General features: G+C 65.7%; 18 protein-coding genes. 7 read left to right on the top strand and 11 right to left on the bottom strand.

Annotated features, from left to right (window positions below):
* Positions 1 to 13 precede the first annotated feature (13 nt).
* The 3 genes from WM2015_RS14085 to WM2015_RS14095 all read right to left on the bottom strand — a co-directional run bounded on the left by WM2015_RS14085 (position 14) and on the right by WM2015_RS14095 (position 3288).
* Positions 14 to 637: a hypothetical protein gene (locus WM2015_RS14085; RefSeq protein WP_156201238.1), complete on the bottom strand. Its 624-nt coding sequence runs from the start codon at positions 635 to 637 to the stop codon at positions 14 to 16.
* A 109-nt stretch (positions 638 to 746) separates the two neighbouring features.
* The gene (locus WM2015_RS14090) at positions 747 to 2480 is read right to left on the bottom strand and encodes a CSLREA domain-containing protein (protein WP_049726655.1); all 1734 of its coding nucleotides are present in this window, start codon (positions 2478 to 2480) and stop codon (positions 747 to 749) included.
* Between the two features lie 46 nt (positions 2481 to 2526).
* Positions 2527 to 3288: a right-handed parallel beta-helix repeat-containing protein gene (locus tag WM2015_RS14095; protein ID WP_049726656.1), complete on the bottom strand. Its 762-nt coding sequence runs from the start codon at positions 3286 to 3288 to the stop codon at positions 2527 to 2529.
* A 267-nt stretch (positions 3289 to 3555) separates the two neighbouring features.
* Here WM2015_RS14095 and WM2015_RS14100 point away from each other — a divergent pair, with 267 nt between their 5' ends.
* The 4 genes from WM2015_RS14100 (at position 3556) to WM2015_RS14115 (ending at position 11736) form a co-directional block, all read left to right on the top strand.
* Positions 3556 to 5238 carry a sigma-54-dependent Fis family transcriptional regulator gene (locus tag WM2015_RS14100; RefSeq protein ID WP_049726657.1) on the top strand — a complete coding sequence of 561 codons (1683 nt, stop codon included), beginning with the start codon at positions 3556 to 3558 and terminating at the stop codon, positions 5236 to 5238.
* Positions 5239 to 5242: 4 nt separating this feature from the next.
* Positions 5243 to 8248 (top strand): serine/threonine-protein kinase, encoded by a 3006-nt coding sequence (locus WM2015_RS14105; RefSeq protein ID WP_049726658.1) that lies wholly within the window; start codon positions 5243 to 5245, stop codon positions 8246 to 8248.
* A gap of 241 nt (positions 8249 to 8489) precedes the next feature.
* Complete coding sequence (locus WM2015_RS14110) at positions 8490 to 10715, top strand: InlB B-repeat-containing protein (protein ID WP_049726659.1); 2226 nt, start codon at positions 8490 to 8492, stop codon at positions 10713 to 10715.
* A 37-nt stretch (positions 10716 to 10752) separates the two neighbouring features.
* Entirely contained in the window at positions 10753 to 11736 is a 984-nt protein-coding gene (locus WM2015_RS14115) for a flagellar hook assembly protein FlgD (RefSeq protein WP_049726660.1), read from the top strand.
* 24 nt (positions 11737 to 11760) lie between these two features.
* On the opposite strand, the gene WM2015_RS14120 is transcribed toward WM2015_RS14115, so the two are convergent.
* The 4 genes from WM2015_RS14120 to WM2015_RS14135 all read right to left on the bottom strand — a co-directional run bounded on the left by WM2015_RS14120 (position 11761) and on the right by WM2015_RS14135 (position 15790).
* Positions 11761 to 12402, bottom strand: coding sequence for a hypothetical protein (locus tag WM2015_RS14120; RefSeq protein WP_156201240.1), 642 nt, complete (start codon positions 12400 to 12402; stop codon positions 11761 to 11763).
* The gene (locus WM2015_RS14125; protein WP_049726662.1) at positions 12402 to 12875 is read right to left on the bottom strand and encodes a hypothetical protein; all 474 of its coding nucleotides are present in this window, start codon (positions 12873 to 12875) and stop codon (positions 12402 to 12404) included. The genes WM2015_RS14120 and WM2015_RS14125 overlap by 1 nt, the downstream gene beginning before the upstream one ends.
* Before the next feature lie 78 nt (positions 12876 to 12953).
* Positions 12954 to 14051: a helix-turn-helix transcriptional regulator gene (locus WM2015_RS14130; RefSeq protein WP_049726663.1), complete on the bottom strand. Its 1098-nt coding sequence runs from the start codon at positions 14049 to 14051 to the stop codon at positions 12954 to 12956.
* A 137-nt stretch (positions 14052 to 14188) separates the two neighbouring features.
* Complete coding sequence (locus WM2015_RS14135) at positions 14189 to 15790, bottom strand: peptide chain release factor 3 (protein WP_049726664.1); 1602 nt, start codon at positions 15788 to 15790, stop codon at positions 14189 to 14191.
* A 145-nt stretch (positions 15791 to 15935) separates the two neighbouring features.
* Between WM2015_RS14135 and WM2015_RS14140 the strand changes: the two genes are divergently transcribed.
* The 3 genes from WM2015_RS14140 (at position 15936) to WM2015_RS14150 (ending at position 21591) form a co-directional block, all read left to right on the top strand.
* On the top strand, positions 15936 to 17627 hold the full coding sequence (locus tag WM2015_RS14140) for a hypothetical protein (protein ID WP_156201242.1): 1692 nt from the start codon (positions 15936 to 15938) through the stop codon (positions 17625 to 17627).
* A 170-nt stretch (positions 17628 to 17797) separates the two neighbouring features.
* Positions 17798 to 19822 carry a leucine-rich repeat domain-containing protein gene (locus tag WM2015_RS14145; RefSeq protein WP_049726666.1) on the top strand — a complete coding sequence of 675 codons (2025 nt, stop codon included), beginning with the start codon at positions 17798 to 17800 and terminating at the stop codon, positions 19820 to 19822.
* Between the two features lie 125 nt (positions 19823 to 19947).
* Positions 19948 to 21591, top strand: a complete 1644-nt coding sequence (locus tag WM2015_RS14150) for a hypothetical protein (protein ID WP_049726667.1) — start codon at positions 19948 to 19950, stop codon at positions 21589 to 21591.
* Positions 21592 to 21600: 9 nt separating this feature from the next.
* Here the strand turns inward: WM2015_RS14150 and WM2015_RS14155 are convergent, their stop codons facing one another.
* The 4 genes from WM2015_RS14155 to WM2015_RS16385 all read right to left on the bottom strand — a co-directional run bounded on the left by WM2015_RS14155 (position 21601) and on the right by WM2015_RS16385 (position 24615).
* A complete protein-coding gene (locus tag WM2015_RS14155; RefSeq protein WP_049726668.1) occupies positions 21601 to 22020 on the bottom strand; it encodes an MAPEG family protein in 420 nt (139 codons plus the stop codon).
* 227 nt (positions 22021 to 22247) lie between these two features.
* Complete coding sequence (locus WM2015_RS14160; RefSeq protein ID WP_049726669.1) at positions 22248 to 22823, bottom strand: hypothetical protein; 576 nt, start codon at positions 22821 to 22823, stop codon at positions 22248 to 22250.
* 2 nt (positions 22824 to 22825) lie between these two features.
* Entirely contained in the window at positions 22826 to 23152 is a 327-nt protein-coding gene (locus WM2015_RS14165; RefSeq protein ID WP_049726670.1) for an autorepressor SdpR family transcription factor, read from the bottom strand.
* A 530-nt stretch (positions 23153 to 23682) separates the two neighbouring features.
* Complete coding sequence (locus tag WM2015_RS16385; protein ID WP_049726671.1) at positions 23683 to 24615, bottom strand: peptidoglycan DD-metalloendopeptidase family protein; 933 nt, start codon at positions 24613 to 24615, stop codon at positions 23683 to 23685.
* Positions 24616 to 24617 lie beyond the last annotated feature (2 nt).

The raw sequence follows: 24617 nt of genomic DNA on the forward strand, positions 1-24617 counted from the left end.
CATCGCTCGCGCTTCACAGGCCCAAGCGCTCGGCTTCTTCGGGATTCTGCCGCTCGAGCAGATCGAAGAAAGCGTACTGGGTGAGGATGTTGAAACTCGCGAACAGTCGGTTGAACTCCCGGTTCGAGCTCATCACACCGGCGTCCCGGTAATGCCCATGCAACGCCGTGTAGGCCTCGTAGACCGGCTTGATCGCGGGGTCGTACTGCAGGCCGGACTGGACCCGGCTGACGGCGGACTGCACCGTGGCCTTGTCAGCATCCGAGAGGGCCTCGACCTTGCGCCCCAGGGCCACCAGGTCCTGAATATGGCGCTCGCGAACCCCACGCATGCGCTCCAGGGCCACGGCCTCGTCCGGATGATCGGCCAGGGCCTCGGCGAGATCGGCGAAAGCCTGCACATAGACATCGGCCACGGCCTGGCCGATTTCTTCCGCCGTGTTGGCGGCCGCCACATCGACCCCGCCGCCAGCCGCCGCACTGGATGACGACGATCCAGCGGGCGCCCCGGGTGCGGCGGCACTCGTCGCCTCATCGCTGCCACCACAGGCGGCCAGGGCGATGGCCAGCCCGAGCACGACCACGGCTCCACGCGTCGAGCGATGAGCTCGGTTGAAGTTGCTCCCAGAATCTTTCATGTTCGGTTCCTTTTCTCAACGGATGTTCCGAAGCCATCCTTCGACGGCTTCTCCTCAGTCCCCTTGGGTTCCTGCTCCCCCGAGCAGCAAGGGCGGCACGACCGGCCGCCTAGTTCTCGAATCGGGACGAAAAGATCGAATCGCTGACGACCTCGAAATCGGCGGTCACGACGCGTGCCGTCGTCAGATTCACGACGCATGGGCCCTGGCCACTGCAGGCCCCGCCCCAGCCGTTGAACTGGCTGCCCGGCGCCGGACTGGCGACGAGCGTGTAGCTCTGATCCCGCGGCAGGGGCAGCTGGCAGAAATCGGGGGCATCACAGCCCAGCGGCAGATCATCGACCAGGGACACCTGGCCGCCGCCCGTGCCGGGAAAGCCGACGCTGAGCATGTAGGCATTGCCCCACTCGAAGGCGCCGATGTCGCACTGCCCGAGGCCGCCGCTGGCATTACCGTCGCGCGGGCGAGCTTCGCCGCGCTGATCGACGGTCAGAACGCTGTTGCCGGTGGCGTCCTCGCAGCTCAGGGGTCCCGCATCGACCGCCGCGCTGGCCGGATGCGGCGGCAGGGTTTCGGTCGGTCCTCCGTAATCCCCCAGGGGCAGGAGTTCGACGTCCGTGAACGGCAGATCGCTGGCCTGCGAGGTGCAGGAATCGCCATGGGTTTCGAGGTTGTATCCGGACGACAGGAAACTGCCATCACCCTCACAGGGCGGCACGTCGGTCACGAACAGGCTACCGATCAGACGGGCGGTCCCGGCGCTGCCGGCGCGGATGGCGGCTCGAGCACTGAGCTGGAAGCTGCTGTACTGGATCCGGGTCTCGTTCTGATCGACGTGGATTTCGGCCTGCGCATCCGGAAAGGGCGGCACGTCATTGATGAAGGTGGAATTGGTGATCGTCATCGCCACGGGTGCCGAGGTCTGGCTCGAACCGCTGGCGATCGAACGTCCCAGGGTGCTGTCGTTGTTGATGAAAAGGCTGCCGGAGATCTGCGTCGAAGCGAAATCGCTGATCAGGGCCCCGCCCTGGTAGAAGGCATTGGCACCGATGGAGGTCAAATTGTCCTGAAACACGGATTCCCGAATCACCAGCAGGCCCGACGACACGGCCGCCGCGATCGCGCCCCCTTCTCGATCGGCGCGGTTATTGATGAACACGCTGCCCTCGACGGTCAGGTCGAAGTCCGCCGCATCGGAGATCGAGCCACCGATATAGACCGCACCGCCGTAGAGGCTGGAAGCGTTGTTCTGCACGAACTCGCTGTCGCGGAGCGTCAGCTCGGTCAACGATTGCGTCGGACCCACGGGAAAGGATCGGGAATTGATCGCACCGCCCACCGTTGGCGCCACGTTGGCATCGAAGCCGACCCGGTCGAACAGCACCTGATCGGCGTTGACGATCTGGACCGCGCTGTCCTGGAAACCTTCGATACGCAAGTTGGACAGGGAGAAGTCCTCGCCGGCATTGGCGACATCGATCTCGAAGGCGGGAAAGGTCCCCGCGCCTCCCGGCACCAGGACCAGATTGTCGATTCCGGGCCCGATGATGTTGGTGGTGTCGGTCACCACCAGCGGCGCTTGGAGGGAAATCGTCAGGCCCGTCTGGCCGATCAGCACGAACACCCCGTCCGGTCCGGACGAGTCGCCGGCCGCGCAATCATCCACCGCCTGATTGGTGTTGGCCGCCAGGACGGCTTCGCGCAGGGAGCAGTTGTTGTCATTGACCACGGCGTCGCTGGGCTCGTCGACGAAGATCAAGGCAGCAGACAGCGGTCCGCTGATCAGCGTGCCCAGGGAGATGAACAGGATCGAGCAAAGCGCTCTGCAAGGAACATTCGACATGGGTTGCACTCCGGAGTGGATCGGTCTGGTGGGGGACGGGCCTGGCTCAGTCGTTGTTGCCCAGGTCGGTGGCCGTACCGGCGTAGGCCTGTTGAACCGCCGCCGTCAGGTTGTCGCGGTAGCGAACCTCGCTGCCCAGGTAGAGGTAGAAGCCGATGCGGGCGTTCTGGACGCGGTTCTCGACCACCAGGTTGTTGTTGCCATTGCCGGTCGCGATGCCGGCCCCTGCGTTACGAACCAGCTGGACATCGTTGTTGCGGATCGTGTTGCCCTCGCCGCCGACGTAAAGACCGCGGCCATCGCGGTCCTCGCGAGCACCCGTGTCGACGATGTGGTTGTCCGCATAGACGCCGAAGTCCCCTTCGGCAAAGATGCCGGCGTAGGCGCTCTGGTGGATGCGCATATTGCGCACCTGGTTGCCCTGGTTGCAGTCACCGCAACGCGACTGGCTGAGTTGCACGCCCGTGTCGAAGCAGCGCAGGGCGCCGTTGTGGACGAGCACGTTGCGTGCCTCGAACACATGCACTCCGATGCTGGGCTCGCCGAGCCACTCGGCGTTGCAGCTGCCGCCCTCGAAGGCCGGATTGCGTAGCGTATGACCGCGCAGGTCCAGTTCAACGTCGTTGGCCAGGATCAGAATCGCCGCATCGCCCCCGCCCAGCGCCAACTCATGCGACTGATCCAGGCAGTACTTGCCGGGTCGATCGATCTCGGCCGGAAAGGCCTTGAGAATCTGGCAATCGAAGGCCGGGGCCGTCTGAGTAGCAAGCAGCAGGAAAACAGGAATCGAACGAAACAAGCGGTGCATGAGAATCCCTCGTCAATGAATGAATCGGATCGAATGCGAACGGCGCAAACGTGACGAAGCTCTCAATGCAGAAAGCATGCCAGCCGAGCAGAAGTCGCTCAGGCTGCTGTTTTTACAGGATTTTCCCGGACCTCTCTCGCTTGCTCATTCCCCGGGAGCGGGACGGGGGCCGGACCGAGCCTGGCCGAGACGCTGGCGCAGGGCTCGCGTTTATCGGGCCTGCGCAGTATTCTCGATTTCGAGAACGGGATTGTCAGGTCCGAGATCATGGCTTCGATCACATTGATGGCGCACTACGCCAGCGGCGAGCGGCGCTATCCACTCGATGCAGGCTGCTGGCTGATCGGCTCGCACGAAGACTGCGACGTACTGCTCGGCGATCCGACCGTCTCGCGCCGCCATGCCCGACTGGAATTCGCCGATGCCGAGTGGAGCCTCGAAGACCTGGGCTCGAGCAATGGTGTGCAGATCAATGGTGAAGCCCTGACCGGGCGGCGGCGAGTGCAGCCGGGCGACCGACTCCAGTTCGGCAGCCTGATCTGTTCATTGATCGAGACCGATCCGACCGATCTGGAGCTGGCCGTCCCCGCCGAAAGCCGGGGCGGGCGGTCCGACCGACCCTCCGCCTCCATCGAGCAGCGGGGGCCCACGATCTCCAGCGATCGCATCAGCCGCTTCTACTTCGAGACCCTGCCCGCCCTGGTCCGGCGCTGTACCCGGCAGCGTCCGGGCGAGGCCGTGGTCACGGTCGTGGCCGCGCTGGCGGACAGTCTGGGCGGCAGCTGGACCCTGAGCCTGGACGGCGCGGTCCAGGCCACGTCCGGCCCCGCGACACCCGAGCAGGATCGGGAACAGGCCCATGAAGAGCATGACTGGCGCTTGGCCCGACGCGCCAGACAGGCCCTGAACGATCGGACCTACCGACAGATCGCCGAGACCATTCTGCCTCTGATCGAGCGAACGAACGCAAGCCGGTCATCGGGCCGGACGCCGGACTCGGACACGACCGTGCCGCCGTTCCCGGAGCCCGTGACGCGCCATGCAGCGCTGCTCAACCTCTATCGGCAGGCGGCTCGAGTCGCGACGTCGGTGCTCAACGTCCTGATCGAGGGAAGCTCGGGCACCGGCAAGGAGTTGTTCGCGCGCTACCTGCACCGCTGCGGCAGTGACGGCCAGCCCCTGGTGACCCTCAACTGCGCCAGCCTGCCGCAGGACCTGCTCGACGCCGAACTGTTCGGCATCGAACGCGGGGTGGCCACCGGCGTCGATGCGCGGCCCGGCAAGTTCGAGCAGGCCGATGGCGGGGTGATCTTTCTCGACGAGATCGGCGACATGCACCTGGCCACCCAGGCCAAGCTGCTGCGCGTGCTCCAGGAGCAGGAAGTCTATCGGGTCGGTGGCAGCCGGCCGAGACCGGCCCGCATTCAGGTGGTGTCCGCCACCAATCGGGACCTGGAGGCGATGGTCGCGCAGGGCGAGTTCCGACTCGACCTCTACCATCGGATCGCCGACTGGACCGTCCGTCTGCCCGATCTCGAAGAGCGCGCCGTCGACATCGCCAATCTGGCCGCCTACTTCCTGCGCCGCGCCTGCGGTGACATCGGTCAGCGCTTCGGCGGGATTTCCCAAGCCGCCCTCGACTGCCTGCTCGCGCATCGCTGGCCCGGCAATGTCCGCGAACTCGAACGCGAGATGAAGCGCTGCGCCCTGTTTCTGGAGCCCGGCGAGGCGCTGCGCTCCGACCATCTCGACGCCCGCATCCGCCAGGCCAGAGGCACGGGCGGTCCCGTCGAGGGCTTGAAGGCGCTGCTGATCCGCACCGAGAAGCGCGCCATCGAGCAGGCGCTTCAACTCTGCGGCGGGGACGTGGCGGCGGCGGCCGACCGGCTCGGTATCGGCAAATCGACCCTTTATCGGCAGATTCGCAATCTGGACATCGACACGGCCTGATCCGATGAGCGAGTCCCGCATCGACTGGCACACGGGCGTGCCGCTGGCCCAGGGTGGCAACGGCGAGGTGGTGCGCGCCTACTCGCCGGATCTCGGTCGGGACATCGCGATCAAGTACCTGCGTCAGGAAGACCCGGCCGCCATCGAACGCATGCTGAGGGAAGCGCGCACTCAGCGCGCCCTGTCCCATCCGCACATCCTGCCGATCCATGCGACCGGCGTGCACCTCGACCGCCACTACATCGCCATGGAGTTGGTCGATGGCGCACCCCTGGATCGCTACCTGGCCGACCGCTCGACGGAACTGAAGCTGGCGGTTTTCGATCAGGTGCTGGATGCGATGGCCCATGCCCATGCCCAGGGCGTCGTTCACCGCGACCTCAAGCCCGGCAATCTGATGGTAGAGGAAGGCGACGGCCGACCGCAGGCCTGGGTGATGGATTTCGGCCTGGCGCGCCGGCCCGACGACGCCACCCTGACGATGGCCGGGGACGCCCTGGGCACCCCCGGCTACATGGCGCCGGAGCAGGCCCGCGGTGCCGAAGGCGCCGACCCGCGCGCGGATGTCTACGCCCTGGGCGTGGTGCTCTACGAAGTGCTGACGGGCGCCCTGCCCTACACCGCCGATACCCCGATGGCACTGGTCATGCAGGCCGCTGCCGGCCAGACCGTGCCGGTTTCGGAAATTCGCCGACGGCTGCCCGAAGGCCTGGCCCGAATCGTCGTGCGCTGCCTCGAAACCGAGCCGGCGCGCCGCTACGCAGACGCCGGCGAACTGAGGGCGGACCTCGCGGCCTTCAGCGCCGGCCAGGTCATCGCCGCACCCGTGCTGGGCAGGCGCTACCGCTTCGCGCGCTGGATGCGCAGCAATCCCTGGCGAGCCCGTTCGAGCCTCGCCCTGGGGGCCGTAGTGCTGATCGGTGCAGCATCGCTGGTGGTGATGGCAGAGCAGAATCGCCGCGCACTGAGCACAGCCAGCGAGCTGATCGCCGAGGCCGAGCGAGCCCGCGGGGACTGGCATATCGAGCAGCTACTGCCCCTGCACGATCAACGCGCGGCCCTTGCAGAGGCTCGCGAGACCGTCGACCGTCTCGCCGCCACCCGCGACCAGCTGAGCGAGGCGGCGAGCGCCCGCATCGATGCGGCCCTGGCCGATCTCCTCGACGCCATCGGTGAACCGGCCCGCGCCTTCGAACACGCCGAGCGCGCCTGGCGCGGCGGCGTGCGCACCACCAGCGTGGCCAATCGGGCCGCGCGAGCCCGACTGCAGCAGTTCGGCGCCCGCCGCCTCGAGCTCGGTCTGACCGCCGATGCCGCCTCGCTCGCCGAACTCCAAGCGCTGGAACGCGACGCCCTGGCGAGTGATCTCGAACCCTACCGCAGCCTGCTCGGCGCGGACCTCCGACAACGCATCGAACGAGCCCTGGACGCCGAAGGCGCGCCTACGCCCAACGTGGAATCGCAGGCCGAAACGCCGCTGCTGAGCCCCGATGACTGGCAGAACGCCTTGCTCGATCTGCAGGCCGAGACGGTTCGTCGCATTGACCAGCTCAACGTCGCCCCCGATGAGGCCCTGGCCGCGCTGGAAGACGTGGACGTCAGACTCGAGGATCTTCGACGAACTGCTCGATCCTACCTGCCGGTCTATCAGCTCGGCTGCACGATCGCGGCCGCGCGCCAGTCCCTGCAGACCATGCAGACCGAAGACGCCGCCATCGACACCTCGAGACAGGCCTGCGATCAGGGCCTGCAGCTGATTGCCGATGACTCGGAGCTGCTGGCGACCTCCTCGATGCAACTCTGGCTCCGCGCCAAGGACCTGCTGCGCGATCGCCAGCCCCTGACCGAACCGCTGAACGACGCCATCGCTCAGGCCCGTCGGGCGCTCGAGCTCGACCCGGACAATGAACTCGCCCAGCTGTCCCTGGGTTCGGCGCTTCAGGTGCTGGGCCGCAAGCAGCTGGCCGAGGGCGAGGACCCCGAAGCGGCGCTCGAAGCCTCGCTGCGCTGGCTGGAACGAGTTCATCAGGCCCGCCCCAATGACGTCAACGTCATGAACAATCTGGCCGTGACCTGGAGCACCATCGCATCGGCAGGCCTCGGTGAAGGAGGCTCCCGCGCCGCGCTCGAAGCCGAACGCCAGAGCGTGAACTGGCTGCGGGCGGCCAGCGCCGTGACCCCGGGAGACCGGCGACTGATGCACAACATGCTGGCCAGCCGGGGCAATGTGGCCTACCAGGACGCCTTGCTCGGCCGCGATCCGACCGAGGAACTGACCGTGATCATCCGCGGCCTGGAGGAACTGGTCGAGCAGCATCCCGACTACATTTCGCCCCTGAACACCCTCGGCCTGAACTGGTGGACCCTGGGCCTGTGGCAGGCCCTGATCGGCCAGGACCCGGCGCCCGCCATGGGCGAGGCCAGGTCGGCGCTGGAACGCGCCATGGAACTTCGACCGGACTGGGACAGCCCGCGCATCAACCACGCTGGCGTCGCTCGTCAGTGGTTCGCCTTGAGCGACACGCCGCCGAGCCCGGCGCTGACCGCCCTGGCGGACCAGGCGCTGGCCAGTTACCGAGGCCTGGAGGACAGTGGCCTGGTGGACGATGACGAAGGACCCAGCGAATTGGGTTGCCTGATCAGCGAAGTGCTGGTCGCTCGCGCGCGCTGGAGCCCACCAGCACAGGCACAAGCGCTTCTGCTGGAAGCCGAAGCGCTGAGCCGCCTGGACCGCAACATCGACTGGATGCACGGCGATTGCCAGGTCGCCCGGGCGCGCCTGGGCCCGCTCTGGATCAGCCACCGCCTCGACGCGGACACCCTCGCCGAGCTGTGGAACGAAACCCGCTCCGCCAGCGAGGACAGTGACCACCCCCTGTTGCTGATCGCCGCCCAGCGATTCGCCAGAACGGGCGGCCACGAAGCGTCAGCCAGCGAACTGACGGCACGCATCCCCGAGGCGTTCCGTCATCGGATCCTGGCAGCGGACCGTGCGATCGCGAGCCCCTGAAGCCGCGGCCCACGCGACAGCGTCGATTCCCTGATTCGATAAACGCATTCTCTCAAGCGAGAAGCGGGCCCGTGGAATTCACGATTCGACGGACCCGAAGACTAAGCCCAAACCACTGAAAAGATGGAAGAAACCAGCCTCTTCGAGATTGCCGTCGGACGCTGGCCTGGTTCTTGCTTAGAGCTATCCCAAACCACTTTCGGGTCGCTCTGCCATGATTTCTCCTCGCCAAGAACGGGCTTTGGCCCCTCACTCTGCCCAGACACTTTCCTGCCTTTCTCTCGCGCTGCTCCTATGCCTGATCGGTAGCCCGGCCCTGGCCGCCACCATCTGGGTCAACACCAACAGCGACAGCATCGCCAACGACGCACGCTGCTCCCTGCGAGAGGCCCTGTCGGCCAGCGCCAGCAACGCCGCCGTCGGCGGCTGCAGTGCGGGAAGCAGCGGCACCGCCGACCTGATCCGCTTCGACTGGGATGACTTCGAAGGCGGCACTGTCCTCGGCGCCATCATCAATCTGAGCCAGGGTCCGCTGATCGTCAGCGACGCCGATCTGGTCATCGACAATTCCGGCGGACGCCGCCTGACCGTTTCGGCCCAGAACCTGCACCGCGTGATGGAAGTGGCCCAACCCGCCGCTGCGAGCCTGACCCTGATCAATCTGGGCCTCCGGGATGGCCTGGCCGAAGCACCCGACCCCCACGGCGGCGCCCTGCTCCTGGTCAGCGGCACCCGGACCCTGACCCTTCAGAACATGACGATCCGCAGCAGCCAGGCCCTGGCCGGCGCCGGCGGGGCTCTCGCCTTCGGCGCTGACCTCGAGGTCCTGAACATCAGCGAATCCCGTTTCACCAGCAATTCCGCCGGCCGCTCCGGCGTGCTGGGCTCCGTCGACGCCATCCATGGCAGCGACCTGAGCATCGCCATCAGCGACAGCGGCTTCTTTGCCAATACCGCCCTGAGCAGCGGCGGCGTGCTGAGCCTGGGCCTGAGCCCGACCAGCAGCGCCGAAGTCATCCGCGTCGACATCGTCGACAGCCAGTTCGGAGGCAACAGCGCCGAGGCTAGCGGTGGCGCCCTCCATTTCGAGCCCGGCGCCATCGACGCCAGCCTGATCGTTCTCGACAGCCTGTTCGAAGACAATCTGGTCAATGACGGCGCAGGCGGCGCCATCAATGTCAGCGGCGGCGCCGTCGGTTCGGGCCTGGCCGTGGTCGACGTGCAGCGCTCCAGCTTCATCGGCAACCGCGCCTTCATCGGCGCCGCGGTCCGCAGTGCGCTGACGCCGACGAGGCTGATCAACAACCTGTTCCTCGACAACCTGAGCGGATCCTCGGCGGCCGTCAACGTCTCGCCGATCGTCCCCTTCCTGTCGACCCTGCCATCGACCCTCGTCGGCAACACCTGGGCCGGCAACCTGGCGAGCCAGGACGAGGGCCAGCCGGCGGGCCTGGCGACCGACCTGTCCTATGCAAGCGACTGGAGCACGGGCCAGCATCGCCTGGTCGGCAATCTCTTCATCCCGGTGGCCAACGCTCCTGCCTGCAATTTCGGCCAGAGCGATACCAGCCAGACCAGCCTGGCCTCGATCAACCACAACCTCACCGTGTCCGACGGCGGCCAGGTGGTCAGCGCCTGCGAGCTGGTCCTGTCCGACGGTCAGGGCATGGCTTTCGAGGACCCCATCGCCGTCCATGCCCTGCGCGAGGCAACGGGTGATCTCCTCAAGCCCTGGCGCATCCGCTTCGGGGCCGGCAGCACTGCCGTCGACGCCTGGCCGCGCAGCGACTGCCGGGATGAAACGGCCTTTCCGGTGGTGCTGGATCTGGACCGGAACCGCTTCGTCCCCGACGCCGGTGGCGACCCGATCGACGGCAATCCCGCGCTGACGGCCGCCTGCGACATCGGCGCCTTCGAGAACCGCGAGGGCCGCACCCTGGACATCAGCGTCTCCGGCAGTGGGCGGGTGTTTTCCGACCCGGTCCCGGCCATCGACTGCACCGGCAGCTGCTCGAGCTTCGCCCAGCAGTTCGACACGGTGGACCTGCGCTGGCTGAACGAGCCGGGCTCGGTGTTCGCCCAGTGGGATGGCGACTGCAGCGGCAGCGCCGAGTGCGAGGTCGACCTCGACCAGAACAGAGTCGTACTGGCGACCTTCACGACCACCGCCACCCATCCGATCGATATCCAACTGGCCGGCACCGGCGAAGGCCGGGTGGTCAGCGTCAATTCGACCTACGGCATGGACTGCCCCGACTACAACTGCACCGGTCACTTCGAAGCCGGCAGCGTCGTCGTGCTGGAAGCGATTCCGGCCGAGGGATCGAGCTTCGTCGCCTGGGAAGGCGACTGCCAGTTCGGCTGCGACGATCCGGTGATCGGCCTCACCCTCAACGGCCCACGCCAGTACATCGCCCGCTTCGATTTCGACGACGCCATCTTCGGCGACCGCTTCGAGAGCCCCTAGGACCCACTGAACCCCCTCGAGACCCAAGGAGATCACCATGTCCCTTCGCACCCTCGCCTGCCTGACCCTGCTCGGCCTGCTGATTCGCCCCGTGTCCGCCGACGAGCTCCGCAGCCCGCACGGCGTGGCCATCGACCCGGCCGCGCCCCACCCCTCGCTGCTCTTCTCGGACCTGCTCAAATCCATGTCCGATCAGGTGGTCTGGGAGCAGGGCAAGCTGCGCTTCTTCGAGCGCGTCCGCTTCGCCTTCCTGCCCGACTTCAATGACCCGCAGCACATCGCGGCCTACAACCCGAATACAGGCGCCTTCCTGACCAGCCAGATCACGGACGCGACCGGGAATGTGGTCCAGACCGTGCAATGGGAGGCCCGGCGCGAAGCCTTTCCGATCTGGGTCGGCCAGGCCGTCAACAATTCCGACCCCGCCCCGCTCGCGCCGGGCGCCTACACCGCCACCTGGACCCTCGATGGCCAGGCCTTCTGGGCAATGGATTTCGAGCTCGTCGCCTCCGGCGGGGCCAGCCCCTACGAGCAAGGCCATTACCTGCTCGAAGGGCCATGGTCCGAGTGGGCATATGTCTACGTCCCCAACGGGAACCTGAGTCAAGCCCCGACCTTCAACCTGTTCCTGCGCGATGCCGAGGCCCGGCCCTGGCAATGGACGGATCAGGTGGTCGTCATCGAGGTCTATCGAAATGGAGAACTTGTCGCCCAGCACGGCCACAACGCCGGCGCCTCGCGCCCGGCCAGCATCGTCCAGGCGAAGCCCTGGTGGGTGGCCCATGAATTCAGTCTGCGATCAGCCACCGACGATGGCTTTGTGCCGGCCAGCGCCCTGACCGAGGCCGGGGCCTATGAAGTCCGCGTCGGCATCAACGGTGAGCCTTGGGGCGTCTTCCGCTACGCTGCCGACGGCAGCCTGCCACGGCCCGATCGCCAGAGGCGCGGCAGCGACGATCCGATGCACTTCCTCGAAGGCCTGACGGACCGCTTCTACCTGCAGCGCGTTCAGGCCGACTGAGTCGGAGCAAGCCGCCTGCAAGGCTCATCGCCGGCTCACCCGATCCAGGTTGCGCGCGTACTCGTTGAGCGTGTCGAAGCAGCCGGGATGGCGGCTGTCGCAGGCATAGAAGATGAAGGCCAGGTCGTCGTACTCCGGGCGATCGTAGTAGATCGTCGAGCGATCATTGGCGGGGATCGAGCCGGCGCTGGTCCCGGTTTCACAACCCGTGGTCGTATTGCCGAAGCACCAGCGCACGGACACCTCGTGGGCACAGTGGTTGTCCATGAAGGAAGTGCCACCCCAGGCTTCATCGCGAGCGACGGTGACGCAGTGTCCGAGCCGTGGCGCGATGGCGGAGGCAGCTGGGGCGCGTTCGCGCGATGGCGCCGACCGCTGTGCTGCCCTCGGCGGCGGGCTCGATGCTGCCGCGTGGCGGTCCCTGGCGGCGGCCATCGCATCCATCACGCAGCGCGATGCGGCATCGTAATCACGACCGTGGCGGCGGGCGCAGCGTTCGCTCAGCGCCTGCATCTGTGCGGGCGTCATGCCGGTCATGCCCTGCAGCTCGTTCAAGGGGTCCTGCGCCGCGGCCTGCGGAGAGAAGGCGACCGGCACCCCGATCAGCATCGACAGCATGGCGACAAGCACCCGCTGGCCGACCCGGGCCCCACGGCTCCAAACCATCAGCGACGACCGGCGTGACAACGCGCCACCTCCAGCCAGGCCTGACCGATCGAGCGCGCGTCCATCGCCATGGCCAGCGCCCGCTGGTGCTGCCCACCCACCGAGCTGCCGCCGTCCAGCGAAGGCCGGACGGCCACGCCCAGCTGCTGCAGCGCCTGCGTGGATTGATCGATCGCCGCATCGGCCTGCTGGATACTGGTGCGCAGCATGCTGATCAGCATCGCGTGATCCCCACCAGCGCGAGCCAGCATCTGCTGATGGTTCATGCTCCGCGCCTGGGATTGCATCTCGGGGAAGTGGAGACGGGAGGCCGTCTCGGAAATGTCATTCGGACAGGCGGCGACGGCCGCGGGCCCGATCACCACGCCTGCGATCAGCACGATGGCGGCTGCCATTCGATCCATCATCTCGTTCTCCTTGGGTTCAGTCAGGTCCTGGCCCTGACGATAGAATCCGAAGTCAGGGGGACGCATCCCCCGATCGGGGGAGTCAGGATCCACAAGGCCGCCCGCACGATCGTCGGGCGCTGGCATGGAGAAAGAGTTCCGGGTTCAGGCGCGCGTCGCGACGACCAACGTGTCCCGAATGATGGCGATCAGCTCCGCCTGGCCGGCCACGCCCATCTTCTGGAAGCAGCGCTTGAGGTGAGAACGGGCCGTCTCGTGGCGCATGCCCAGCCGGCCAGCGGCCTCCGGCAGTGTGAAGCATCGGGCCAGTTCGATCGCGAGTTCGGCCTCGCGCGGCGTGAAGTCGAACAGTTCGCGCAGCCTGGCGGCACACCCGTCGACCTCGGGTCGCAGGGGCTTCAGAATCACCAGAAAGCTCGGCCGTCGCCGGTCGGCCAGCGGCAAGCCGGAGGGCACCGCCTCGATGCGAATCATCAAGGCCGCCGAGCCCTCCGGATCACGAAGGATTCGCTCCGCGGGCGCTTCGGAGGGGGTGAAGGATTGCAGCCACCGTCGGGCGAGCGGATCCACTAGTTCGAAACGCTGACGGGGCCCACGACGAACGAAGCCTTCCTCCTCCAGAAACATCTCCGCTTGCTCGTTTGCTTCGACGATGCGGCCGTCAGCATCGAGTCGCAGCATGCCGTCGATGCTGCGATCCATCAGCGCGCGAAGTTCACTGATTCGCTGGCCGATTTCGCAAGCCCGGCCGAACATCTGGACCATGGCCTGGAGATGCGGCTGGAGGCCCTTGAAGCGCTTCAGTTCATCGTCCTGGAACTGACCGATACGCTGCGACCGGCTCAGGCTCAGCATCGCGAAGCTGCCGTCCGCGCGGGCATCGCAGAGCACGCCCATGCTGTGATCGAGGTCCAGGGGCTTGAGCAAGTAGCGGTGATAGTCGGTCCGCTGCATCTCCTTCAACGGCGTGTGGTGGCCGTCATGGGTGATGCCATCGCGCATCAGTTCGGGCAGGCCACGCTCGAGCCAGAGGTTGTCGAAGTGGGGATAGTCCGAAGCCACGGCCTCGAGGTCGACGCCGCAGGTGAAGCCGAGCTGCTTCTGGCCGGGTCGTTCGATGTGGAGCGCGCACACGGGCGCATCGAATCGTTCAGCCAGCTGCTGGAATTGATGGAAGAAAGCCTCCGGATCGAAGACCGAGGCATAGGTTTCGCTGATCCAACCGTCGAGATCCCGGCGCATGACGATGTCCCCTGACCTGGCCGCACGATCGCCCCGAGGCTCAGCGTGCGGCACCTACCGCGTGCCTGGCCCGATCTTAACCAGCGTCGAGGGGTGCTGTCGAATGCCGCTGCGCCGTTACGCAGCGGCGAAGGAACTCAGTCGGTGTCGACGTAGACGCTGACTTCGCGGGTGGCGCGGAAGGTGATCTCCGGGTGGCGCTCCTGGGCCAGCTGCAGATTGACCCGCGTCGGCGCCAGGTAGACCAGCTGTCCGCCGCCGTCTTCGGCCAGGTACTGCTCGTTCTTGTTGCGGAATTTCTCCAGCGCACGCTCGTCGTCGCAGCTGACCCAGCGGCAGGTCGCGACGTTGACCGCCTCGAAGCGGGCCTCGACCTTGTACTCGGCCATCAAGCGATAGGCGACGACGTCGAACTGCAGCATGCCGACCGCGCCGAGGACGAGGTCATTGCCCACGATCGGCTTGAAGAACTGGGTGGCGCCTTCTTCGGAGAGCTGGGTCAGGCCCTTGGTCAGGGCCTTCAGCTTGAGGGGATCGCGCAGCTGCACCCGGCGGAACAGTTCCGGCGCGAAGCTCGGAATGCCGGCGAACTGCAGGGCTTCGCCCTCGGTGAAGGTGTCACCGATGCCGATCGTGCCGTGGTTGTGCAGGCCGACGATGTCGCCGGGGTAGGCGTACTCGGCCGTGGCACGCTCGTCGGCCATGAAGGTCAGGGCGCCGTGCGTGCGTTGCTCTTTCCCCAAGCGCACATGGTGCAGCTTCATGCCCTTCTCGAACACGCCCGAGCAGACGCGCATGAAGGCCATGCGGTCGCGGTGGGCCGGATCCATATTGGCCTGCACCTTGAAGACGAAGCCGGTCAGCTTGTCTTCGTTGGGGTCCACGGTCCGGCCCAGGGTCGCACGCGGCTGGGGCTGGGGCGCGTACTCGACGAATTCATCGAGCAGGGGAATCACGCCGAAGTTGTTCAGGGCCGAGCCGAAGAAGACGGGCGTCTGCTCGCCCTTCAGGTAACGGTCCAGATCGAAGTCGTGGCTGGCGCCCTTGACCAGTTCGATCTCATCGCGGAGCTCGGCCGCCATCGGCCCCAGCACCTCGTCGGCTTCCGCGCTCTCCAGGCCCTGGATCACGCGCGGCTCCTGGCGCATGTAGTTCTTGCCGGACTCGTACAGATGAATCTCGTCGCGCAGCAGATGATAGATGCCCTTCAGACGTCGTCCCATGCCGATCGGCCAGGTCACCGGCGCGCACTCGATGCCGAGCACGTTCTCGACCTCGTCGAGCAGTTCGATCGGCTCGCGGCCCTCGCGGTCGAGCTTGTTGATGAAGGTGAAGATCGGCGTGTCGCGCATGCGACAGACTTCCATCAGCTTGATCGTCCGCTCCTCGACACCCTTGGCGCAGTCGATCACCATCAGGGCGGAATCGACGGCGGTCAGCACGCGGTAGGTGTCTTCCGAGAAGTCGGCGTGGCCCGGTGTGTCGAGCAGGTTGACCACGCGTTCCTTGTAGGGGAACTGCATCACCGAGGAGGTGATCGAGATGCCGCGCTCCTTCTCCATCTCCATCCAGTCCGAGGTCGCGTGCCGCGAAGCCTTGCGCGACTTGACCGAACCGGCCAGCTGGATGGCACCGCCGAAGAGCAGGAACTTCTCGGTCAGGGTCGTCTTGCCCGCGTCGGGGTGGGAGATGATGGCGAAGGTGCGCCGGCGCGCGACTTGTTCGGAAAGCTTGCTCACGGGATCGACTGCTGCGGGTAAACCGCGCAATTATAAGGCAGGCGGTGGGCTTGCCCGGCCCAGCCGCTGCATTTGACTTGTGTGAAAGGCGCCCGTTAGCATCAGGAGGTCCAGGGGGACCCAATCCAGAGGAACGAGGTCGATCATGAGTTCCAGCATGCGAATCCCGGCCATCAGCGCCGCCATCCTGGCCGCCAGCTTCTTCACCGGCAGTCCCGCCTCCGCGCTCAGCCCGCCACCGCCCGAACCCACCAGCGCCCTGGTGCAGTTCTACATGGCCACCGGCGGCGAGGACTGGAAGCGCAACGACGGCTGGCTGGACTCGAGCGTACCGATGTGCGATTGGTATGGCGTAGTCTGCAACAACGAGTTCGGCAGCCCGGTCTTTTCGGGCCTGAGTCTGCCGGACAACAACCTGAGCGGATCGATCAACGACCTCGATCTCATCCACTTCATGTTCGAGCGCCTGGATCTGAGCGGCAACGCCCTGACCGGCAGCCTGGACCGGATTCCCTTCTGGATCAGTTTCGTCGACCTGTCCCGCAACTTCCTCGGCGGCTCGCTGCCCGAGGTCACCGCGGGCCGTCTGATCGGCACTCTGCCGCCGGATTATTTCCACGGCCTGTCCTACCTGAACCTGTCCGGTAACGAGTTCCGGGGCGAGGTGCCGGCGGACTGGGATCGGATGGCCCTGAGCGTTCTCGACCTGTCGAACAACCAGCTCGAAGGAGGCATCGAAAACGCCTTTGCAGCGATCCGCAAGGCCAACGGCGGCGAGCTCTATCTCCAGGACAACCTTTTCGGTGGCACGCTCTCACCCACGGTGGCGTCGACCACCCTATGGGAAACCGACCTGCCGGCCTCCGGTGGCGGCCTGAACCTGTGCTGGAACGACCTGATCGTCGAGGATGAGGGCCTGGTCGATTTCATCGATCGGCATCATGTGGCCGGCCCAGGCTGGCAGGGCTGCCTGAATCGCGAGCGCGTAGCCATCGATGCCTCGGTCAGCGGATCCTGGTTCTCTCCGGCACGTTCCGGCGAAGGCGTCAGCCTGATGCTCCTCGACAACGGCGCCCCGCTGGTCTACAGCTTCACCTACGACCGCGATGGTGAGCAGCTGTGGTTCTTCGAAGTGGGCCGCAGCGGCGAGAAACACCTGAACTGGCCCACGCTGATCGAGACCCGCGGTGATTTCAACGTGGGCCTGCGCATGGTCGAGGACGAGCCCGCCCTGCGATCGGTGGCGCGCCTGCGCATGGATCGCCTCGGCGATGGGGTGATGCAGTTCGAGCGCGTCTTCCTCGACTACAGTGGCTGCCCGCCCTTCGACGGCCTGCCGCCGGAAGAAGGCGACCCCATCCCCCTGCCCTGCCCGGTCAGTTCGATCTCCGATCGCAGCCCCCAGATCCAGCTGACTCGCCTGGCCGGGACGCGCTGTGACAATCAAGCGCAAATGCAATGGACCAGCGGCGCCTGGTTCAGCCCCGAGCGCAGCGGCGAAGGCTTCATCATCGAAGCGCTCAGTGACGATCGCGCGGTCGTCTACTGGTTCACCTACACGGCCGATGGCTCGGGCCAGCAGGTCTGGCTGACCGGCGACGGGCGCTTCGACGGTGAGCGACTCCGGATCGAGACCCTCTATCAGCCCACGGGCGGCGTGTATGGACCGGGCTTCGAGAGCGGTGACATCGTGCTGAGCGACTGGGGCAGCCTCGAGCTGAACTTCGGCGATGAAAGCTCGGTCGAGGCCGCGTTCGCCAGTAGCCGCAGTGAATTCGGCAGCGGACAGTTCTCCCTCGTGCGCCTGGCCCAACCGATGCTGGCCAGCTGCGACTGAGCAAGGCCATTTAACGTCCACCCAACGCCCCATCCGCTAGGCTGGCGGGGCGTTGAGTAGGTAGACCGGGGCGGGACGTCACAGGAACGACCCGCGGCCTTTAGCCGTGCGCAAGTGCCCCATCGCTGTCAGCTCTTCGCGATTCGATCCGAACCGACTGCGAGCCCGTCATGCAAAAGCTGATCCCGACCCTGCTGGCCCTGGCCGCCACGCTGCCCCTGAGCACCCAGGCACAGGTCTCGGCAGCGGAGCGCGATGTCCTGATCGAGTTTTATCAGGCGACCAACGGCGACCGATGGACGAAGAACTACTCCTGGCTGGGCCCGGTCGGCACGGAATGCGATTGGTATGGCGTGGAATGCCAGAGCCACCCTGACCCGGCCATCGAAGACGAGGTCGTCACCAGACTTCGCCTGGAATCGAACAACCTGTCGGGCGAACTCCCGACCAGCCTGGGGGGCCTGCCGCACCTTATATCGCTCCACCTGCGCGCCAACAAGATCACGGGGACGGTTCCCCGAACACTGCTACTCACGCCTCTGGAATCCATCGATCTGAGTTTGAACAGGATCAGGGGTTTCGGCGACGAAGTGCTCCCGGGACCGCCATCGGCAACCGTCTTTCTCATCGATCTGTCCAGCAACCTCCTGAGCTGGCTGCCACCGGACGAATGGTTGGCGCACGTTGTTCATCTGGATCTTTCCACCAACAACCTTTCGTACGCCCTCGCCGTGGAGCGCGACTGGCCGATGACGATGTCCACGCTGCGATTGGCCGACAACCGCATCCACGATGTGATCCCGATCAGCCTGACGGACTTCCCGGCGCTGCAGACCCTGGACCTGTCGCAGAACACGATCGCAAGCTGGCCGCTGGACGAGGCGGACCCGCCGGCACTGACCGAGCTTGACCTGAGCTCGAACTGGCTCGGTCCGTTCTGGCCGGAGCATCTGCCGCTTGATTCGGCGGCAAGCATCCTGCGCCTGGCGTCCAATGGTTTTACGCGACCGCTGCCCGCCTGGCTTTCCAGCCTCGAGCTGCAGGAACTCGACATTTCGAACAACGACATCCCCGGCGACATCGCGCCCGCCTTCTCAAGCCTCCGGTTCGCCGAGATCGGCAAAGTCGCGCTGTTTGCCAGAAACAACCGATTCACTGGCGAGCTGCCTTCGAACGTCCCCTGGGAATACTTCGACCGGGCGATCTACAACCACTTCTTGAATTTAGGATTGAACGGCACCGCCGCGCTGGATCTTTGTGGCAACGAGCTCAGCGCGCCCGATTCACTGCCCCTGGAGACCATCGATGCGGTGCACCGTGGTGGCGGATTCGAAGCCTGCCAAGCCACCCGCGAGCCCGCCCTGGACCGCACCTTCAGCGGCAGCTGGTTCCATCCAGGCACGGCCGGCGAGGGTTTTTCCATGATGCTGACGACGGACTGGGAGCTGCTCGTCTACTGGTTCGGCTATGGCGCCTCGGGCACGGGCACCCCGGGCCCGGTCTGGCACCTGGCAACGGCGTCCATCACCGATTCGGGCGTTCACTTCAACAAGTTCCTGACCACCTCCGGCCGCTTCGGAAACGGCGGCGACCTGCTGCGCAAGGACAGCACACGATCCATCTGGCTCGAGCGCGCCGCCGATGAATCGCTGCTGCTGACCGTCGAGGGATGGCGGCCACCGTTTCCACCGGGCATCGCCTGCCCAGGCGTGGGCCATCCGCTGGAGTGCTGGGGAGCCTATATTTCCGAGCGGGTTGAGCCCGTACAACTGACCCGACTGGCGGGATCGACCTGTGACACGCAGTTGGACCAGCAGATTTATTCCGGTGCCTGGTTCAATCCCTGGCGGAGCGGCGAGGGATTCGTCATCGAAGTCACCACCTCGGGAGATGGCCTGGTCTACTGGTTCACGCACGAAGCGCAAGCGAGCGGCAATCAACTCTGGTTGATCGGGCAGGCCCCCTTCGAGGGCTCGCGCCTGGAAATCCCGGAAATGCTCGAGCCCAGGGGTGGGCAGTTCTGGTCCGAGGACAACCCGGAAGACGTGTCGTTCTCCGATTGGGGCAGCCTGACCATCGAGTTCACCGACCGAGACCAGGGGCGAATCAGCTACGAAAGTCATGACCCGGACTACGGCGCAGGAAGCTACGACATCGTCCAGCTCGCCCGACCGCGGCTGGCCGACTGCTACTGACCCGAATGACACCGGGGTCTCACACAACGAACAGGTCTGCACCTGGAGGGACAAGTCCAATGGGCATATTCAGAAGCACCCGCCTCACACTCGCCGCCCTGGCCTTGCTGCCATCCATACCATTGATGGCCCTTTCGCCGCCCCCGCCGCAGCCGGATGATTTCCTGCTGCCCGCGCTCTACGAAGCCCTGGACGGTGACAACTGGATCAACAACGACGGCTGGCTGGACCCGGACGTGCACTGGTGCGACTGGTATGGCGTGACCTGTGGCGAGGAATACTGGCCCGGTCTGTTCGAGTTCGATTCCTTGAATCTGTCGGGCAACGGGTTGACCGGTGAATTCGGCACCCAGGTGCTGGACTACTTCGAACGCGGCGTGACCCTGCCGGACTTTGTCCTGGACCTGTCGGACAACGCCATTTCCGGCCCGCTCAGCGCCTTGCCGGTTTACCCGCGTGTCGTCCTCATGAACGACAACCAGTTCGACGGCAATCTCCCCGTCCCAGCACCGCTGGATGCGCATCTCTTCCCGGTCTGGCGGCTGGAAGTGCTGGATCTTTCCGGTAATGGGTTCTCGGGGACCATTCCTGCGCTGTGGGCAGACCGCCTGCGCCTGCTTTTCCTGAACCTCAACGACAATCGGCTCGAAGGCAGTATCGAAGCGGCGGTCCATGCCCTGGACCCCGACCTACCCGCGCCCTCAGCCGCCGCCTTCTTCACCGGACTCGGCCTGTGGCTGGCCGACAACGACTTCAGCGGCGAGCTCGACCCGGCCTGGTTCGAAGACCGAGAAGTCACTTCCTTCAATCTATGCTGGACCGAACTGCAGATCGATGACCCGCAGCTGGGCGAATGGATCGCCGAGCGCCACTGGGGCGGCGACCCGGCGCAGTGCCTGAATCAGGCGCGTCTGCCGCTGGATCCCTCGGTCAGCGGAAGCTGGTTCGATCCGCGGCGATCGGGCGAGGGCTTCTCGCTGATGCTGCTGGAGGACGGCACGCCGCTGGTCTACTGGTTCTCGCACATCTCGAACAACCGCCAGCTCTGGTTGTTCAACTCCGGGGGCGCCACCGGGACAACGGCCCGTTTCCAGCCCTTGCTCCGGACACGCGGCGAATTCGACCTGGGCCTGAGCGATCTGGAGTTCCCGCTGGTCAGGGGCGGCGCCCTGCGCCTGGACCGGACGGGCCCTTCGCTCCTGCACGCCGAGTTCAGCCTCGCCTATACCGGCTACGACATCGCGCAACCAGGCGACATCCAGATCACCTGGCCGCCGCAGCCGGACATCGGACGGCGTTCGGACCACATTCAACTCAGCCGCCTGGCCGGGACGAACTGCGAGAACCAGCAGGCGCATCAATGGATCTCCGGCGCCTGGTTCGATCCCGAACGCAGCGGCGAGGGCTTCGTCGTCGAAGTGATCGAAGACGGGCGAGGCGTCGTCTACTGGTTCACCTATACGCCGCCCGGCACCAATGACGAACGCCTGCTCGAGCGGGCCGGTGACTGGCAGGTCTGGATGACCGGCGATGGTCAGTTCGACGGCAATACGCTGACCATCGACCCCTTGTACCGACCGCAGGACACCGGCTTTCTCATGCCCGGCGGCACCGAGTTCATCGACAACCTGCCCATCGGCACGCTGCAGATGATTTTCCAGGACGATCAGTCCGGCAGCATCCAGTTCACCAGCAGCGACCCGGACTTCCCCTCGACCAGCTATCCGATCGAGCGCCTGGCCCGACCGATGCTGGTCGACTGCGACTGAGCCTCTGAATCAGAGCGCGTTCAAGGCGAAGCCGATCCACATCGCGAACAGCAGCAGATAGCCGGCGATGAAGACGTAGAAGCGGTGCATGACGCGGTTGTAGCTGCACTGGATCAGACTGTGGATCACGCGCAGGGCAACGAAGCCCCAGGCAGCGATCGGCAGCCAGCTCGGAATCGTCCCGCTACCCACCGCCAGGGCGCAGAGCGCGTAGAACAGCACCGGCAGCTCGAACAGGTGCTTGAAGTTGTCCGAGGCGCGCGTGTCTTCGTAGCGGTCGGCAGCCTGACCGGACAGGGCGACGGACTGCGGCGCGATGCGATTGGCCTTCATTTCCCCGATACGGACGAACAGCAGTCGGAATCCGATCAGGAAGGTCAGGATGGCGAGGCTGGCGCAGGCCAGGATCAGATGCTGAGATGGCGTCATGGCGGGCTGGCCGTAGAAGGATCAGCGCCCATCATAACGAACCGGGGCGACGGCCCCGGTTCGTGCAAGGAATCAGACCCAGCCGCTGACGATCAGGGCCATGCCGATCTGGGCGGCCGCGGCCAGCAGGGCGAAGGCCAGGGTCCGACGAGAGCTTGAATTTCTGCAGCATTGGATCATTGGACTCTCCTTGAATGGGATCGATTCATGTGGTGGCTTGCTGCGCGTCAGAGGGCTTCACTCGGGCCGGTTCGTCCACGCAGTAAACCGATCAGGACAATGATCGCCAGGGCGGCGTACAGCACGCCGCTCACGATCCAGGCCAGATTCTCGCTGAGCGGAAGCAGCCACAGGATCACCAGCGCCAGACCCACGAGCACGAAGGTCCAGCCAAACAGACGCTGGAGGCCCAGACTGCGACTCGAACGGCAGGCGGTCTCGATCTTCTTGGGCAGGCCATTGCCGATGATCACCAGCACCAGGGCATTGCTGATCATCGCGTAGCGGACAATCCAGCTTTCGTCCATGACGCCGGTCGATCCCAGGGCGCAGGCGCCCAGTGCGCCGGCGATCAGCAGGCCAGCACCCACCAGGCTGTTGAGCACCACCCGCCTTTCCTGGCTGTCCTTCTTCGGCATCGCACCGAACAGGTTCAGGCCAACCCAGGCTGCAGGCAGCGACAGCATGCCCAGCAACCAGATCAGCGCGCCTTCCGGCCGGGCGATCCAGGCCAGGGTGCCGAAGGCCAGGGCCAGGAAGACCAGCACCTGGAAGGCGATCATTCGAAGTTTCAGTGGATTCATGTTCAATTCTCCTTGGGATGCTCAGCGTCCAGACCCGCAGGGTCGGGATCGACGGCGGAATCGGCGGCAGCCTGAATTCCGAAGGCCTTGGCGAGACCCATCAGGGCCTCTTCGAGCACCGACATCTTCAGCGAGTAGGTGATCGAGGTGCCATGCTTCTCGGCCCGCACCAGATCGGCCTCCTTCAGCACCTTGAAGTGCGTCGACATGGTCGGCTTCGAGACCTCGAAATGCTCGGCGAGCTCGCCGGCGGTCATCGGTCCACGCCGCAGCAGTTCGAGCACCTTGCGTCGCGTCGGGTCGGAAATGGCTTTCAGTACCTGGCTCATGATTCGTAATTTAGCTAATTATCTAATTAGAGTCAAGTCTAAATTCCAGACCCCAGACAACGACACCGCCCGATCGAAGCCCCCCGTAGGTCGGGGCCACGTCCCCGACGGTCCATGTACCCGAACTCTCCGCCAACCCGACGGCGCGAGAAATCAGACATCGCCGGAAACCCGACACACGGATATCGCAGCCCAGCTCGGAGTCAGCTCCGGGCTGGCGCGATTGACGGAGATTGATTCAGCATGGTCCGACGGGCGCGTGGGCCCGACCTACTGTCCGATCGAAGCCCCCCGTAGGTCGGCCCCACGTGGCCGACGGTCCATGTACCCGAATTCTCCGCCAACCCGACGGCGCGAGAAATCAGACATCGCCGGAAACCCGACGCACGGATATCGCAGCCGAGCTCGGCGTCGGCCTTGGGCTGGCGCGATTGACGGAGATTGATTCAGCATGGTCCGTCGGGCGCGTGGGCCCGACCTACCGCCCGATCGAAGCCCGACATTGGTCGCCCAGCACGGCTCGATGACGATCAGTCGACGGCCTTCAGAAGCAGGCCCGGCTCGGGAGTGACGCCCTGCCCGGTTTCATCGCTGAACTCGAAGGGCACGGAGTAGAGCTTCATGTCGCGGTTGAGCTGGACGACGAAGTGCAGATGGGGGCCGGTGGAGAAACCGGTGTTGCCCGAGCGGCCGATCATCTGGCCGCGCCGGACGCGATCACCCGGGCGCACGAGCACACCCTCGTAGTCAAGATGGGCGTAGACGGCCATGCTGCCGTCTTCGTGCAGGATGCGGATGTAGTTGGCGCGCGGTCCGTCGCGCTTCAGGTCGGTGCCGGAGCGGGCGAACCAGCGCGCAACGTCCATCACCACGCCGCCGCGGGCCGCATGCACCGGCGTGCCGACCTCCATCGGGATGTCGACGGCATGTGCCGAAGCCGGCGTGTCGTGGCTGTACTCGCCGCCGAAGGCCTGGCCGATGATGAAGCGCTCATTGGTCGCGAAGGGCGGCCGATAGGGGCGCGTCGGCGCGTGCACGGCGCGCGGGTCGCCAGGCGCGGCTTCGGACAGGATGCGATAGCGCCAGGGCTTGCGCGGGTCGAAGGCGCCGATCGTGACCAGCTCCTCGACGGCACCACCCGGCAGCACGAAATCGGCCGGCAACTCCGGATAGCTGACCACGTTTTCGGCGTCTTCCAGCCAGACCCGCACACCCAGCGGTCCCTGGCTTCGATTGCGAAACTTCCAGACCGGCGCCTCGGGCGTGCCCGCCTCGACCATCTCGAGCAGGCTCTCCGGCTGCCGCGCCACCGAGCGCTGCACCGTCACCTCCTGCTCGGTGACCGGCCGGCGGTCGGTGAAATGGGTGATTCCGTTCTCGTCGGTCCAGGAGTAGATCGTCTGCGCCCAGCAAGCACCGGAGCCCAGCAGGGCAATGATCAGCAGGAACCGAGAAGCGAGCACCC

Source organism: Wenzhouxiangella marina (genome assembly GCF_001187785.1).
In the GTDB taxonomy this organism is placed as follows: Bacteria; Pseudomonadota; Gammaproteobacteria; order Xanthomonadales; family Wenzhouxiangellaceae; genus Wenzhouxiangella; species Wenzhouxiangella marina.

Excerpts from the sequence above, each read along its gene's own strand:
- WM2015_RS14085 (WP_156201238.1), bottom strand. The coding sequence starts at position 637 with ATGAAAGATTCTGGGAGCAACTTCAACCGAGCTCATCGCTCGACGCGT.
- WM2015_RS14090 (WP_049726655.1), bottom strand. The coding sequence starts at position 2,480 with ATGTCGAATGTTCCTTGCAGAGCGCTTTGCTCGATCCTGTTCATCTCC.
- WM2015_RS14095 (WP_049726656.1), bottom strand. The coding sequence starts at position 3,288 with ATGCACCGCTTGTTTCGTTCGATTCCTGTTTTCCTGCTGCTTGCTACT.
- WM2015_RS14100 (WP_049726657.1), top strand. The coding sequence starts at position 3,556 with ATGGCTTCGATCACATTGATGGCGCACTACGCCAGCGGCGAGCGGCGC.
- WM2015_RS14105 (WP_049726658.1), top strand. The coding sequence starts at position 5,243 with ATGAGCGAGTCCCGCATCGACTGGCACACGGGCGTGCCGCTGGCCCAG.
- WM2015_RS14115 (WP_049726660.1), top strand. The coding sequence starts at position 10,753 with ATGTCCCTTCGCACCCTCGCCTGCCTGACCCTGCTCGGCCTGCTGATT.
- WM2015_RS14120 (WP_156201240.1), bottom strand. The coding sequence starts at position 12,402 with ATGGTTTGGAGCCGTGGGGCCCGGGTCGGCCAGCGGGTGCTTGTCGCC.
- WM2015_RS14125 (WP_049726662.1), bottom strand. The coding sequence starts at position 12,875 with ATGCGTCCCCCTGACTTCGGATTCTATCGTCAGGGCCAGGACCTGACT.
- WM2015_RS14130 (WP_049726663.1), bottom strand. The coding sequence starts at position 14,051 with ATGCGCCGGGATCTCGACGGTTGGATCAGCGAAACCTATGCCTCGGTC.
- WM2015_RS14140 (WP_156201242.1), top strand. The coding sequence starts at position 15,936 with ATGAGTTCCAGCATGCGAATCCCGGCCATCAGCGCCGCCATCCTGGCC.
- WM2015_RS14145 (WP_049726666.1), top strand. The coding sequence starts at position 17,798 with ATGCAAAAGCTGATCCCGACCCTGCTGGCCCTGGCCGCCACGCTGCCC.
- WM2015_RS14150 (WP_049726667.1), top strand. The coding sequence starts at position 19,948 with ATGGCCCTTTCGCCGCCCCCGCCGCAGCCGGATGATTTCCTGCTGCCC.
- WM2015_RS14155 (WP_049726668.1), bottom strand. The coding sequence starts at position 22,020 with ATGACGCCATCTCAGCATCTGATCCTGGCCTGCGCCAGCCTCGCCATC.
- WM2015_RS14160 (WP_049726669.1), bottom strand. The coding sequence starts at position 22,823 with ATGAATCCACTGAAACTTCGAATGATCGCCTTCCAGGTGCTGGTCTTC.
- WM2015_RS14165 (WP_049726670.1), bottom strand. The coding sequence starts at position 23,152 with ATGAGCCAGGTACTGAAAGCCATTTCCGACCCGACGCGACGCAAGGTG.